The following is a 14962-nucleotide window of genomic DNA, read 5'->3' on the forward strand; positions in this document are numbered from 1 at the left end:
GCAATACTCTTTTTTTAGTCACTATATTCTTTTTCATGCTTCAACAGCCATTTTTTTCGTTCGATCCCGCCGCCATAGCCGCCTAAGCTGCCATCTGTCTGGATCACTCGATGGCAAGGAATGATGATCGCCAGTTGATTCGCACCATTCGCATTTCCTACCGCACGCATACCGTTTGGATTGCCGATGGCGTTAGCCAGCTCTTTATACGATGACGTTTTACCACGCTCTATTGCGGTCAAAGCTTGCCAAACACTCTTTTGAAAATCAGAACCTATGCATAAATACGGCGTCTTAAATTCATCCAGCTGCTTATCGAAATAGAGCGCTAATTCTTCTTTGATCTGCTCATTGATTCTCGTTTTTCCAGGAACGATCGATGCATTCATTCGATTCCGTAGCCGCTCGATTTCTCTTTCTAAACCGCGACGGTCAACAAATTCCAATAAATATAAATAGTCATCATCTGCTATGCTCATCATTGGTCCTAAAATCGTATCGATCCAATCTGCAGATAAGCTTTTGATTTCTTTTGATTTTTTGGGATTGCTGCCCATGATTTTTGAAAATGCATCATAAAAGCCACTCGGCGAATCATACCCCATATCTAGTTGTGTATCGATTGTTTTTTCCCCTTCTTTGATCGATTTCAATGCGATCCCCATCCTTCTTGAACGTGCATATTGAACAAACGTCATACCGTAAACCTTTTTAAATTGCCTTCTAGCCGTCATTGAGTGAATCCCCAAATCAGCAAAGTCTTGATCTTTCCAGCGTTTTTCTGGATTTTCCTCGACCAGCTCGATCATTTTCTGCACTAACGGCGGGATCTCTCTTGGAAAGGACAGTGGTTTACAACGTTTGCACGGACGAAATCCCGAAAGCAAAGCTTCTTCTGCCGTTTCATAGAAGGTACAGTTTTCATATTTCGGTTTTCTGGCTGGACAGGTCGCATGGCAAAAAATACCCGTCGTTTTGATCCCGACAAAGAAAATCCCATCATATGTAGAGTCCTTTGCTAATAAGGCTTTATAGTAGCGTTTTTGTTCTTTTTCGCTGATCATTTTGGCGTCTCCTTTCTATCCTTGTCTAAACAACTCGATTTTTTCTTGTTCTTGATAAGGAATAAATTCTTTTAACAGTGATCTATAAAAATCAACTAAACTATTTTTTGATTGTTCATTATAAAGAAAATAAAGTGATGGACCATAACTGATTCTTGAAATACCTAAATCAAGATAGTCTTCTAACCTATCCGCTTGAATATCCAGCATCAAATTGATCGGTAGCTTTGTTTCTTGTACGATTCTTTTGATATGTTCTTTATTTTTTAAACCTGGTATAAAAATACCATCAATTCCAGTTTTTTCATAGCTGTTGATCCGTTCGATCGTTTGTTTCAATAGCTTTTCATCTTGATTATTTTGAGAGATATCACCTACAAAATACATATCTGTTCGAACATTGATGAATAGATCCCTATTCATCTCAATAAGTTTGCTCTTGATCGACAACAAACGTTCTTGCTGTGCTTCTATAGAATAGAGCATAGTTGTATTTGGTATTTTATCTTCAATATTGATGCCGATTGCTCCACTTGCCACAACTTGCTCAACCGTAGCATTCAAATCAGTTACACTAGTCCCATATCCAGATTCAATATCTACTGTAACAAAACTATCTTGTGTACCCATTTCGCTCACATAGTTTAAAAGCTCAGTTAATGAAATATTTTCACCATCTTGATACCCATAAAAATCTGATATTGCGTAGCTGCCCGTCGGAAGCAACTTGATTCCTACTTCGCTTAATGCCTTTGCACTTTCTACATTCCAAATATTTAGCAAAATCAGTGGCTTGTTTTTCTTATGTGCCTCTCGAAATTGTTCAACCTTTGTTTTCATATGAGTAAATACCCCCTTCATCTTATAGGAATAGTTTACTGCTAGTTTATGAAACGTTCTTTCGAAAAATGAACATCAATTTTTTTCTTTGGAATATTTTTAAGTTAGCTTTATTGAGGAGTTTACCAGTGTTGTCTGCTAACAACAAAAAGAAACCCGCTCTTTGGGGGAGAGCGGGCAAAAGGAGTTAAAAAATGAAAAAGTGTTTTGTTAGGGTTGTTTGTTTGGTATGAATATATAATAACGCCAAATTGTGACGATTTTGTGTTCAAAAAATGGTTTATTTTTTACGATTATGAGGATAAAGTCTGAAATTCCTTTAAATTATACAAATTTTCATGTTTCCACCTAACGATTTACTCTCAATAACGCTTGTGTGGTACAACGAAATGAACCGCCAAAAATTCGAGAAATCTCATAATCTAGCGTTTCCACTTTCATTCCATAGCTTTCTAGAGACTCGATCAAAGTAGTAAATGATTGATCCGTGACATAGACAGACTCATTGATCGGTAACCCGTTCGCCATCAATAAAGACGCTTCTTTTAGTGAAATAGTGATTTTATCCCAGCTTGTCAGTACTTCTGGGATTCCATCTAAAAAGGCTTCCTCACAATAAATCATCAACCCTTCTCGGACTAGACTTAAGGCACAGTCTAAATGTAAAATATCTGGATGTAGCCGAACAGGAACGACCTCATAATCCCAATGCGCCAACAATGCTTTAAGCCAAAGGATCCCGTTTAGATTACTTGCTAACCCAGAGTAGCCTACAAAAATCGTCTTTCCGTAAACCAATACATCTCCACCTTCTAAAAAAGGCCCTGTCTCGCTATGTGCACCTTGCGAAGTATCTGGTTGCGGCGCAGCTAAATAAAGCGCTTCTACATGGTTAGATTCCGCCAACAAAATATTGCGCATGGGTAAAATCTCTAAACGACGATGAGGAAATCGTAAATTTCCTTCAATAAGCAATGGGCCTACTGTGAAAAATGGATCTCGAGAAAAGAAATTAGCATATCCTTGTCCCGTTTCTTTTCCCAGCGCCTTTTCGTAATCCGTCAACTTTCTCGGACGAAGCACTTCAACGCCATAGGCCGTTAATAATTGTTCCATATTTTCCTTCTCTTTATCCCATTTATTCTGCATTTCTGGGTAAAGGTCAGCAACATCACCAAACTTATTCTCAAACAAGTTGTGGTTACTTTCAGATAAAAAATTTGTCTCTAATGCGCCTTCCTCTTCCGGAATATAAAATTGAGATTGTGCTAAAACAACCCTCTTTAAAGGTGCAAATTCACTTTCTACAAAATTTATTCTCATGTCTCGTCACTCCATCTCCTGCTCTATTTTCTTCATTATAGCAAGAGACTATTGAAATTTATAGAACGAGCCTTTTCTGCATTAGTTGAAAAAGCCTTTCCCCCAAGTTGTATCGATTTGTCCATCATCTGGACCGACAGCAACATAACGTCGATTTCCTCCACGATCTAAATAACTGATCCATACATAGCCATTACTATGTGTATATTGATCATAGTGAATTGCCGATCCGGGTAAATAATAAGCAAGTGCTGGGCTAGTTACATCATCAGGATCGGTGTCTTTACTCACTGCTAAACGTCGGTCTGGATAAAAGGTACCAGACTTTGCAAGTAACTTTCCCACACCTTGCTGAGGTGTTGGCTTTGGTGCTGCTGGTACAGCAGGAATGGGCTGAGAACTACCTCCTTGACTGTACCGATAAATAGTAATTTCCGGACAGCCATTTAAATACCAGATCTTATCATGATTATTCACTGTGATACCATTGTATCCATAGTTACAATGAATGATCGAATCCTGATCATCAATGAATATTCCTGTATGCCCGGCAGCACCGCCAGAAGCTCCTCGACTTCCCCAGATGAATATATCTCCTCGCTTTGCAGGATAATTGCCTGTACTATCCACCTGTACATTTGTCCAACCTGCTTTTTCTAAATGAGAAAAAAGTGTATCTGTATTCCCCATTACTCCACTAGATAAAAATCCCCCAGCTATTAAAGAAAAATAGACTGCACTAGAGCAATCATAACTATTCGGTCCCAACCTTACTGTCATTGAATATGAAACTTTTCCTTGACGTGCTGACATCCATTGAATCATTTTTTCAAGATTAGTCATTATTAGCTTCAACTCCTTTTTTCTATCGTTATCTTCATCATTGTTGATTTCCTACTTAGTTTACTCGATTTATCACACCCTTGACTGTTGATTTCCTGTTAGTTTTCTCCCATCTTTGTTGCCTATCAGTATAATCCTATCTTTAATGACTAAAATGTTTCACATGAAACAAAATACTTACACGAAAAACTGCATTATTCAAACGATTTTACTGATTATACTTAGATTATTTCCATCAATGATTAAGTTTGTAGTCTTCAATTTTCTGCTTAGAATCTTGTCATTTATTGAAGAATTATTTAACCAATATATTATAAAGCCACTGAATTATCCTATGTATTTAAATGAAAACAAATATTATTTATAAATAACGTTTTTATTCAAACGTTATATTTTGATTCGTTTTAAATAAGTATCGAGACGTGCGTAAAATAAAAAAAGCCTATTAGTATAATGACTTTATTTTTAGAAAAAAACACCTATACATTCTATTTGAATTCCAATTAACGAAACTAACTGTTATTAATAAAATCAATATTACTGTTACCTCTCAAAAAATTATAAATTCAAAGAAAAACATGATAAATAACTTACTTATCAATATTGTATAATTACATTTATGCAAATATAAATGGCTTAACGAGGGTATTGCTTTACTGCATAATCATGCGGTGAAAAATGAAAAATAGTAAAAGGAAGGTACGATTTAATGAATTATTCATGGAGAAAGGGAACCTTTAAGTTTTTATTGTACTCAAGTACATTACTTATTGGTACATCAGCACCTGTGCAAACATTGGCTACAACCATTGATCAGGTTAACCAATCAGCACAATCAACATTGCAAAGAGATTATATAACTACTTTGCAAGAATATGAAGCAGCAAAAACAGCGTATCAAACAGTAAAGGATAGTTATGACGATGCTCTCAATGAGTATAATAATGCAAAAACCGCAGCAGATGATGCCTATACTGAAGCGACACAGCTAAAAACAGATCTGGACAATCTGAAAGAGCCATATGAAGCTAAGTTGTTGGTATTTGAAGAAACAAAAAAGACGTATGAAGAAAATAGAGCCATTTATGAAGCAAATAAAACTGAATTTGAAAAGCAAGCCGACGAATATGAAAGTATCAGACTTGCTTACGAAAACGAAAAAGCGGAGTATGAATCGACAAAAGCAACCTTTATTGATAATCAGAATGCCTATTTAGCTGCTTTGGCGAGCTATGAGGAATTAAACACTGACGCTGAGGATAAAAGAGCGGCTTATGAACTAGTTCGTGAAGACTATGAAACAAAACGAGTAGAGTATGAAAAAGCTGCACTCGCTTATGAAGATATCCAGTCCGCTTATAATGAGGCAAAAAAAGCGTATACGTCACAGCTAGCAAGCTACAATACACAAAAAGGCGCATACGAAAAGCAACTAGAAATATACACGACCACAAAAGATGCCTATAATGTGAATGCTACTGCTTTTAATAATGCAGCTACAACTTATGACACATTAAAGGTAGAGCTTGAGGCAGCTAAAACAGCCTATGCCGGCGTAAAAACAGCTTACGATCAAGCGCTTGGTGACTACAATATCTTATTAAATGATTATAATGCAACCAAAGACAGCTATCTAGCCGAAAAAACGACTTATGAGACTCGCTCAGCTGAACTAAATACAACCATCGCTAATTATGAAAGTAAGCTAGCTTCTTATGATGCGATCAAAGAGAACTATAATACGACAAAACAAGCATATGAAACGGCTTTGACAAATTATAATACCTTGTCTGATCAATTAGCTACTCTAGCAACTCAATATGAATCTCAAAGAAACGCTTATGAAGCAGAGAAATTGATCTACGACCAAAAAACAGCTAGTTATGAAGTGGAAAAAACGACCTATGATCAACAAAAATCAGCTTACGATCAACAACTCGCAGATTACACGACTAGTCTAATTTCATATGAAGAAAAACGGACAGCTGCCGAAGCCATCATGGCACAATATGAAGAAGGTTCAGTTGAATACGCTACTGCTCTTTCAACATTCAATGAAAATAATACACTTTACAATGATGTAAGTACAAAGTATCAAGCAGTCAAAGCGCAGTCAGATCAATTGACTACTCAATTTACTAAAACACAAACAGCATATGACAAAGTAGCTACCGATTATCAGACCATTGCTACTTCTTATGACACAATCAAAAAACAATATGATGCGCTTGTTGTACAGCGTGATCAAGCAAAAACAGATTACCAAAAGCTGGAATCAGACTATAACGCAATCAGCGCTAGCTACACACAAGTCATGAACGTTTATACTGAAACGAAAACAGACTATCAAAATGCACTTAATGAGGCACAAGAGGTCAGTGACTTATATACGAAAGCCAAGGCTTCTTATGATGCTGTTTTAGCTGACTTTACAAGTGGTCTGGATGCTTATACCGAAATCGAAACAGAATACAACACAGCGCTAGCTTCTTATGACAATGCTAATCAAAAATTTGAAAACGCTCGTGCTGAATATGATCGGTTATTATTAGAACAACAAAAGCTGAAAGCTGAATTGACTCAGTTAAAAAATGATTTATCACAAGCCGAAACTTCTTTTGCTAGTCTAGGGGAAACATTAACAGCTACTCAAAACAAATTCACTGCTTTAGAAACTCAATTTACTGAGACAACAGCGGTTTATCAGACTGTAAAAGGACAGTTTGACGTAGCAAATATAAAATATATTGCAGCTAAAGAAGCTTATAGTATTACACAAGCGGCGATCGATAAAGCGGCTGAAATTTATCAAGACCGCAAAGATGAATATGATGCTTTAGCGGCGTATTACGTTGGCGTTAAAGAAAAATACGAAAGTACTTTAGCAAACTTTACTACAACATCAGCATCATTTGAAACATTGAAACAAAAACAAGCAGCACACGAAACAGAACATCAAGCGATCGTAGACGAATTCGATGCTGTAGCTGCTACTTTAAAAACATTAGAAACAGAATATGATATCGTAAATGCGAAATATACAGAAGCATATACAGCGTGGGAAGATGCTGATACAACCTATAAAGATGCAGCTGGTAAATTAGATTCGCTTAAGGGACAATATGCAACAACTCTGACTACTTACAATGAACTAAAAGACAAATATGAGCTTGCCAAAGAAGACTTCGCAACAGCTGCTAAACCGTATGAAGATGCGCTAGAAGCTTATAAAAATGCAGTCACTGCTCAAGCAACGATCAATGATGCGATTAATGAAATGAATAATGTGCTTGCAGAATTTCCAGAAGACAAAATTACTCAAGATAATGTAGATGATATCCCAGCTATATTAACGGCATGGCAGTCTAAATATGATGCTGCTAAAAAAACACTTACAGATGAATTAATGAATTCTTGGCCAATCATTGAAGAATATCAATCAAAAAATGATGCATACAATCTTTCATCTATCGCCTCAGCAGGAAATATAACAAATGTCTATGGACCATCTACTTTTAAAGAAGATTTAGACCAATACCTAAAAACTGCAGATGAAATAATGAAAGACAATATAAAAAATGCTGAGGCTTATCAGCAATATTATTTAGCTGACAATGTATTTCAGAAAGCTTTTCTGGATTACAAGGCTGGATGGAGCTCCGGAAACGTAGGGGATCCAAGCAACGACTATATCAATACATGGCAACCAATATTAAATTCTTTAATGATTAATCTAGAAAAACAAGAAGCTGCAAATGCCTTTGTACCAATAGGATATAGTATTGATGATTTATATGCGATGAATACTGAAGCTGTTTGGATAGCGTTTACGTCAACTTATAAATCTGCTGTTGAAAAAGCAATCATTGAAGCTACGAAGTACTCTTCTTATTTACAAAATGTAGCAGATACTTGGACAGCTGCTAAAGAAAAATTTAAAGCTGAAATCGATGCCTTTAATCAAGCTACAGGAAATACGATAACTCTTGGAAACAGAGTTGATCCTATTCCAACTCAAGCGAAAGGTATGGTCGATGGATTCCAAAAAGCACTTGACTACAACCTACAAAAATTTGAAGAACTACCATTTTCAGAAGATGAAGGTGTTTCTATTTATGAATGGATTACTTATTATTTTGGAAACTTCCAAGGTTACACAGGTATTATCAATGGTCAACAACTTATTAACACTGTAACAGCTTTACCAAAATTTAGTGTAGAAAAACCTACTATGGAAGAAATGGTTGTCTACGAAATCACAGCACCAGATATTCCGCCAGTACCTGATATGCCTGAAAAACCTGTTGAACCAGAAGCTGATTTAGCCATACCACAACAAGTTACACCAACAGCTAAACCAGAAAATCTTTCAATTGCACCGACATCAGTTTCTACAAAGGATCCGATCGGTGTCACAGGAATTGACCTTCCTGTACTAACAACAGAGTTACCTTCAACACCAACCCAATCTGTTGAAGATATCGATGGCGTTGAAACGGTCACTGACGTGGAAAAAGAAACGGAAGAAGCGGAGGAAAGTATCGCTCCAGAAGCTCCAATTGAATTAGATGATCTAGAGGATGTTACAGAGGTCGATCCTTTGGAAAAACCTAAGGAAATGGAAGAAGCTCCTGAAGTAACTGCTCCATCTACACCAAATTTAACAGCCCCAGAGACTGTTGAAGAAGCGACGAAACCAGTTGAAAAGGTTATTGATTTAACTGATCCAACTGATCCAAAAATGGCAGAAGCACCTATCGCAAGTGCTGTGCCAACAGCACCATTATCTTTGGTAAAACCTACAGAAAAACCAAAAGATCCAGTGACTAGTACTGTGACAACAACAAGAGCTGTTGCTCGTACAGGAGCCACTACTTTACCAAATACTCGTTCTCAAAGAAAATTACCAAATACAGGAACAGAAGTATCTACTTCTGCTCAAAGTATGGGCGCGTTCATGGCAGGAGCTGCCGGATCACTTTTATTCTGGAAGAGAAGAAAAGGCAAGCACCAGAAATAGATCTTATGTAATTCATAAAAAAACAACCCCAGTGAGGAACTCCTCACTGGGGTTATTTTTTTCAGCCAATAATAGCTTCTATTTTAAATATTATGCTCATTAAATCAATTAATTTAAGCTTTTATTTTTGCTATCTTTCCTTGCTCGATATACACCATCAATATCGAAATATCAGCTGGGTTTACCCCGCTGATTCGGCTCGCTTGAGCTATCGTTTCTGGTTGGATTTTTTGCAGTTTTTGTTTAGCTTCTGTCGCTAAGCCGTTGATTGCTTCGTAGTCGATATTTTCTGGGATACGTTTGGCTTCCATTCGTTTTAGTTTATCGACTTTTTCTAATGCTTTTTTGATATAGCCTTCGTATTTTAGTTGGATCTCAACTTGTTCAATCACTTTTTCGTCTAGTTTTTCTTCAGTTGCCGGGATAAATTGCGTCACTTCATAATAGCTCATTTCCGGGCGTTTTAAGAAGTCGCTCGCTAGAACGCCATCTTTCAGTGGGACAGAGCCTTTCGCTTCTAAAAACGCTTGTACGTCGGCTGTAGGCTTCACTCTGACAGAACTTAGACGAGCAATTTCTGCTTCCACTGCTTTTTTCTTTTCTAAATAAGCTGTATACTGCTCTTCTTTCACTAAGCCGATTGCATGGCCTTGTTCTGTTAAACGTAAATCAGCATTATCATGACGCAAAATCAAACGGTATTCCGCTCTCGATGTGAGTAAACGATAAGGTTCGTTGGTTCCTTTTGTTACCAAATCATCGATCATTACACCGATATAGCCATCGCTGCGCTTCATGACAAACGGTTCTTTCTCCTGCACTTTTAAAGCGGCATTGATGCCGGCGATCAAACCTTGTCCTGCTGCTTCTTCATAGCCGCTAGTACCATTGGTTTGTCCTGCTGTAAAGAGATTTTCGATGATTTTTGTTTCTAACGTTGGGCGTAATTGATGAGGTACGACGACATCATATTCGATCGCATAACCCGTTCGCATCATCTCTGCTTTTTCTAAACCAGCAACCGAATGCAGCATTTCTGTTTGAACATCTTCCGGTAAAGAAGTCGATAGACCTTGAACGTAAACTTCTTCTGTATTCAAGCCCTCTGGCTCCAAGAATAGTTGGTGACGAGATTTATCAGCAAAACGAACGATTTTATCTTCGATCGACGGACAATAACGAGCTCCCACTCCTTCTACGATCCCTGTAAACATCGGTGCCCGATGCAAATTCGCCTGAATGATTTCATGGGTTCCTTCATTTGTATACGTCAACCAACATGAACGTTGCTCTAAGTTATAAGCACTGTCAGGAGTACTAAAGCTAAAATGATTCGGCCTTTCATCGCCAGGCTGTTCTTCTGTCACAGAATAATCGATCGTACTTGCTTTAACACGTGGTGGGGTCCCTGTTTTGAAACGATCCATTTCTAAGCCTAATTCCTTCAAATGATCAGCTAAACCAATTGATGGCAGTGAGTTATTTGGTCCAGAAGAATATTTCAGTTCGCCGATAATGATTTCACCGCGTAATGCAGTGCCGGCGGTAATAATCACGGCTTTACTATGATACTCTGCACCCGTTGTTGTCACAACGCCTTGGCAGATGCCATCTTCTACGATCAGTTTTTCCACGATTCCTTGACGTAAGGAAAGGTTCTCTGTTTTTTCGATCGTATGCTTCATTTCTGTTGCGTAAGCATGTTTGTCCGCTTGGGCGCGCAAAGCGCGAACGGCTGGTCCTTTTCCTGTGTTCAGCATCCGCATTTGGATGTATGTTTTGTCTATATTACGGCCCATTTCACCGCCTAGGGCATCGATTTCTCTGACTACGACTCCTTTGGCAGGTCCGCCGACAGAAGGGTTACACGGCATAAATGCGACCATATCTAAATTGATCGTTAGAAGTAAGGTTTTGCTGCCCATCCGTGCAGATGCTAAAGCGGCTTCTGAACCGGCATGTCCTGCCCCAACGACGATTACATCATAAGATTCTGCTTTAAATTGATTCATCGACTCTTCCTCTCTATTTTCCTAAACAAAATTGACTAAATAATTGAGTGATCAATTCATCTTGAACACTGTCACCCACGATTTCACCTAAAAAGTCCCAGCAACGGGTCATATCCATTTGAACTAAATCGACTGGCATACCTGCTTCAATCCCGCGGATCACTTCATCTAGAGCGATTGCTGCTTGATCCAGTAACGCGATATGACGCGTATTGGAAACGTACGTAGCGTCCTTTTCTGCTGTTTGTCCGCCAAAGAATAAATCTGCGATTTTCAGCTCTAAAGCGTCCATTCCTGTATTTGATAACACAGATACTGGTAAGATTTCTTCATCCTTCACTAACTGCTTTAATTCTTCCTTATCCAGCACAGCTGGTAGATCCATTTTATTTAATAAGATGATCCGCTTTAAGCCATCTGTTGCTTCAAGTAATTGTTTATCTTCTTCAGTCAACGCTTCACTTTGGTTTAAAACGAGTAAAATCAAATCAGATTCAGCCAATGCTTTTCGGCTGCGTTCGACTCCGATTCGCTCGACAATATCTTCTGTTTCACGAATACCAGCTGTATCGATCAATTTCAATGGAACACCACGAACATTGACATACTCCTCGATCACATCACGCGTCGTTCCTGCTATATCTGTTACGATCGCTTTTTCTTCTTGTAATAAATGATTCAGTAAGCTGGACTTGCCAACATTCGGCCGACCAATAATAGCTGTACTTAAGCCTTCACGTAAAATTTTCCCCTGCTTGGCTGTCGTTAGTAACGCTTCGATCTGACCTTTGACAAAACCAGCTTTTTCTAATAATAATTTTGTGGTCAATTCTTCCACATCATCATATTCCGGATAGTCGATATTCACTTCCACTTGAGCTAATGTTTCTAAAATTTCCTGACGTAATGAGCGAATCAACGATGATAAATTGCCATCCAGCTGATCTAAAGCGACATGCATTGCTCTATCTGTTTTCGCCCGAATCAGATCCATAACAGCTTCTGCCTGTGATAAGTCCATCCGGCCATTTAAAAATGCTCGCTTAGTAAATTCTCCGGGCTCAGCTAAACGTGCGCCTTCTCGTAACATGAGTTGAAGAAGCTGATTCACGACGACGATTCCACCATGACAGTTGATTTCAACAACATCTTCCCGTGTGAAGGTTTTTGGCGCCCGCATCACGGAAACCATTACTTCATCCAGCAAATGTTCATCCTTAGGGTCCACGATATGCCCGTAATGAATCGTGTGTGTTGGTACTTCCAACAACTGCTTCGATCCTGATCGGTATACTTTATCTGCTATCGCTATCGCATCTTCTCCACTTAAACGGACAATGCTGATCGCCCCTTCACCTGGCGGCGTTGAAATCGCAGCGATCGTGTCGAATTCTAATGTAATTTGTTGCATGCTTGTCTTCCTTTCTATAAAAATAGGTCAATTTATGTACATTTCTATATTTAGACTACAAAAAAAGCGCCCACTCCACCCTTATTTTTTCAGGTTGGATCTAGCACTTTCACTGCGTCAATTCCTATTTAATTCTTGAATTAGAATAGCATAATTTTATTTTTTTCGCAAGATTATTTCTTTATGAAAAGCTGCTTTTAATTTTGCATTTCTGCTTCTTTATTATTAAAATAAATGTATAGAAGAATGGAGGTTCCAATCATGAGAAAAGGAAGAAAAGATGAGTTTACCGTAGAAGAGTTAGAGAACCGTTTAAGCAGTATTACATTATCTACTGGAAACGTCAATAAGAAATATATTGTTCGTGATATCGTTTTTGCAACTGATCGGATCGAAACCGATTTATTTTCATCCGAAGTAAATGCCAATGAAGTATTCAGTGGCGTCTACCGCCAGTTAAAAGAAATTGCATTTGAGTATCAGGCAGATGCCGTCATCAATTGTCATTTTGAAGAAAAATATGTTGAATATCAAGGCAAATGGGTCGTAGAAATTTTTGCCTATGGAACTGTGATTCAATTTACACAAACAACGATCGGTTAATTCTTTTAAGCAAATAAAAAAAACCTGATCCAAAAGAATCAGGCTGGAAGAAGCACGAATGCTTCAACTACTTTATCATCGTATTTTGTACGTTGATAAGAATGATTTCGTTTAAAATATACTTTGTTTGATAGTATTTGTCAATGTATTTTTTTGATAAAAATAGTTCATAAAACAATAAATGCCCCTTTAAAAAAATTATTTTTAAAGGGGCATTTACTATTTTTAAAAATGTTTCTTCGCAGGCTCTACTACTAAATAACGATAAGGTTCATCACCTTCTGAGTGGGTTTGAATCTGATCGTCTTTGCTCAATGTGAAATGAATTTGTTTTCGTTCAAATGCCGGCATTGGCTCTAAAAAGACAGGCCGACCTGTTTGTTTGACTTTTTCAGCAGTTCTTTCTGCTAGTCGTTGTAAAATTGCCTGACGTTTCTCACGATAATCACCAACATTCACAACAACAGATAATTTATTTGCAGCGACACGATGAACAAATACTTGAGCTAAATACTGTAATGCATTAAGGACACGACCGTGTTTGCCAATCAAAATACCTTGTTTCTCTGTATCTAAATGGAAAATCAACAGACTCTCATTCCGTTCTAAACGAACCATCGCAGGTGCGTTCAGTTCTTTTGAAATATCAGTTAAGTATAAAGCTAATTCGGTGATCGCTTCCTCGTCTTCAAGGTTTTCCAAAAGTTTCGGTTCAGAAGAATCTGAAGCTTTAGTAGCAAGCAACTCTTCAGCGGCTTCTTCTACTTTTACTTCTTCATCTGTCACAATGATTTCTTCGACAACTTCTTCTACTGCTTCTGCGATTTGTTCACTGACAGTAGGTTCGATCGAAACTTGGGCAAGCTTTTTACCAAAGCCTAAAAACCCTTTTTTGGCATCAGAGATCACATTGATCTCTACTTCTTCTTTTGTCAAATTCAGTGCGTGTAAGCCCTTAGTTGTTGCTTCTTCAATTGTGTTTCCCTCATAAACCGGCACCTGGAAACCCTCCTTTTATTTCTTCTTATTTTTTTTCTTAGGATTCATTGCTTTTTTCAGTGCTTTTTCACGTTCTTTGACTTGTCGTTCAGCCTCTGCACGTTCTTTACGGATCTTAAATGGGTTATTGATCAATAACGTTTGTCCTACTTGGAAAGCATTAGATACTACCCAGTATAATGACAGTCCACTCGCTAAGTTCATCCCCATAACGAAGATCATCACAGGCATTGCAAAATTCATGATTTTCAATGACGCATTTGATTCAATTTGGCTCATACTTGTTAAATACGTGCTGGCAAATGTAAAGACTGCCGCAAGGATCGGTAAAATCAAATACGGATCCGGTTTACCCAAATTCAACCACATGAAGCTTCCTTGCCTCAACTCCGGTACTCGAGAAATCGATTGATACAGCGCCATCATGATCGGCATTTGAATCAATAGAGGTAAACAGCCAGCATATGGATTGACATTATTTTCTGCATATAATTTTTGTTGTTCTTCGCGGAATAAACGTTGTGTTTCCGGATCTTTTGAAGAATACTGTTTTTGCAATGCTTTTAATTTTGGTTGTAATTCTTGTGTCTTACGCATGCTTTTTGTTTGGAAATGCATCAATGGTAGTAAGATGATTCGAATCACTAAAGTAAACAAGATGATCCCGATACCTGTATTTGCTGAAATGGATAAAAATTTGATTGCTTCAGCAAAATAGTAAACAATATAGCGGTCCCAAATCCCGGTACTATCTGCATTAATTGGCGCTGTGCCACAGGCAGATAAAACAAAAATCAGGGAAATTAGACCTGCCATCAATAATAAACGTTTATACTTCTTCACAAAA

At 37.9% G+C, this 14962-nt stretch carries 10 protein-coding genes; 2 read left to right on the forward strand and 8 right to left on the reverse strand.

Going from position 1 to position 14962, the window contains the following annotated elements:
- Positions 1-14 precede the first annotated feature (14 nt).
- The 4 genes from CC204_RS12330 to CC204_RS12345 all read right to left on the reverse strand — a co-directional run bounded on the left by CC204_RS12330 (position 15) and on the right by CC204_RS12345 (position 4070).
- Complete coding sequence (locus CC204_RS12330; protein WP_088270439.1) at positions 15-1064, reverse strand: bifunctional transcriptional activator/DNA repair enzyme AdaA; 1050 nt, start codon at positions 1062-1064, stop codon at positions 15-17.
- A gap of 15 nt (positions 1065-1079) precedes the next feature.
- Complete coding sequence (locus tag CC204_RS12335; RefSeq protein ID WP_088270440.1) at positions 1080-1904, reverse strand: isocitrate lyase/PEP mutase family protein; 825 nt, start codon at positions 1902-1904, stop codon at positions 1080-1082.
- A 348-nt stretch (positions 1905-2252) separates the two neighbouring features.
- A complete protein-coding gene (locus tag CC204_RS12340; protein WP_088270441.1) occupies positions 2253-3227 on the reverse strand; it encodes a dimethylarginine dimethylaminohydrolase family protein in 975 nt (324 codons plus the stop codon).
- An 81-nt stretch (positions 3228-3308) separates the two neighbouring features.
- Entirely contained in the window at positions 3309-4070 is a 762-nt protein-coding gene (locus CC204_RS12345) for a peptidoglycan amidohydrolase family protein (protein ID WP_088270442.1), read from the reverse strand.
- Between the two features lie 709 nt (positions 4071-4779).
- On the opposite strand from CC204_RS12345, the gene CC204_RS12350 reads away from it, so the two are divergent.
- On the forward strand, positions 4780-9090 hold the full coding sequence (locus CC204_RS12350) for an LPXTG cell wall anchor domain-containing protein (protein ID WP_088270443.1): 4311 nt from the start codon (positions 4780-4782) through the stop codon (positions 9088-9090).
- A gap of 113 nt (positions 9091-9203) precedes the next feature.
- On the opposite strand, the gene mnmG is transcribed toward CC204_RS12350, so the two are convergent.
- Positions 9204-11102 carry a tRNA uridine-5-carboxymethylaminomethyl(34) synthesis enzyme MnmG gene (mnmG, locus tag CC204_RS12355; protein WP_088270444.1) on the reverse strand — a complete coding sequence of 633 codons (1899 nt, stop codon included), beginning with the start codon at positions 11100-11102 and terminating at the stop codon, positions 9204-9206.
- A 13-nt stretch (positions 11103-11115) separates the two neighbouring features.
- On the reverse strand, positions 11116-12513 hold the full coding sequence (mnmE, locus tag CC204_RS12360) for a tRNA uridine-5-carboxymethylaminomethyl(34) synthesis GTPase MnmE (protein WP_088270445.1): 1398 nt from the start codon (positions 12511-12513) through the stop codon (positions 11116-11118).
- Positions 12514-12774: 261 nt separating this feature from the next.
- Here mnmE and CC204_RS12365 point away from each other — a divergent pair, with 261 nt between their 5' ends.
- Positions 12775-13116 carry a hypothetical protein gene (locus CC204_RS12365; RefSeq protein WP_087641624.1) on the forward strand — a complete coding sequence of 114 codons (342 nt, stop codon included), beginning with the start codon at positions 12775-12777 and terminating at the stop codon, positions 13114-13116.
- 225 nt (positions 13117-13341) lie between these two features.
- On the opposite strand, the gene jag is transcribed toward CC204_RS12365, so the two are convergent.
- Complete coding sequence (gene jag, locus CC204_RS12370; RefSeq protein WP_088270446.1) at positions 13342-14115, reverse strand: RNA-binding cell elongation regulator Jag/EloR; 774 nt, start codon at positions 14113-14115, stop codon at positions 13342-13344.
- Positions 14116-14130: 15 nt separating this feature from the next.
- Positions 14131-14958, reverse strand: a complete 828-nt coding sequence (locus CC204_RS12375; protein WP_088270447.1) for a YidC/Oxa1 family membrane protein insertase — start codon at positions 14956-14958, stop codon at positions 14131-14133.
- Between the last annotated feature and the right edge of the window lie 4 nt (positions 14959-14962).

This window comes from Enterococcus wangshanyuanii, assembly GCF_002197645.1.
GTDB lineage: Bacteria > Bacillota > Bacilli > Lactobacillales > Enterococcaceae > Enterococcus_L > Enterococcus_L wangshanyuanii.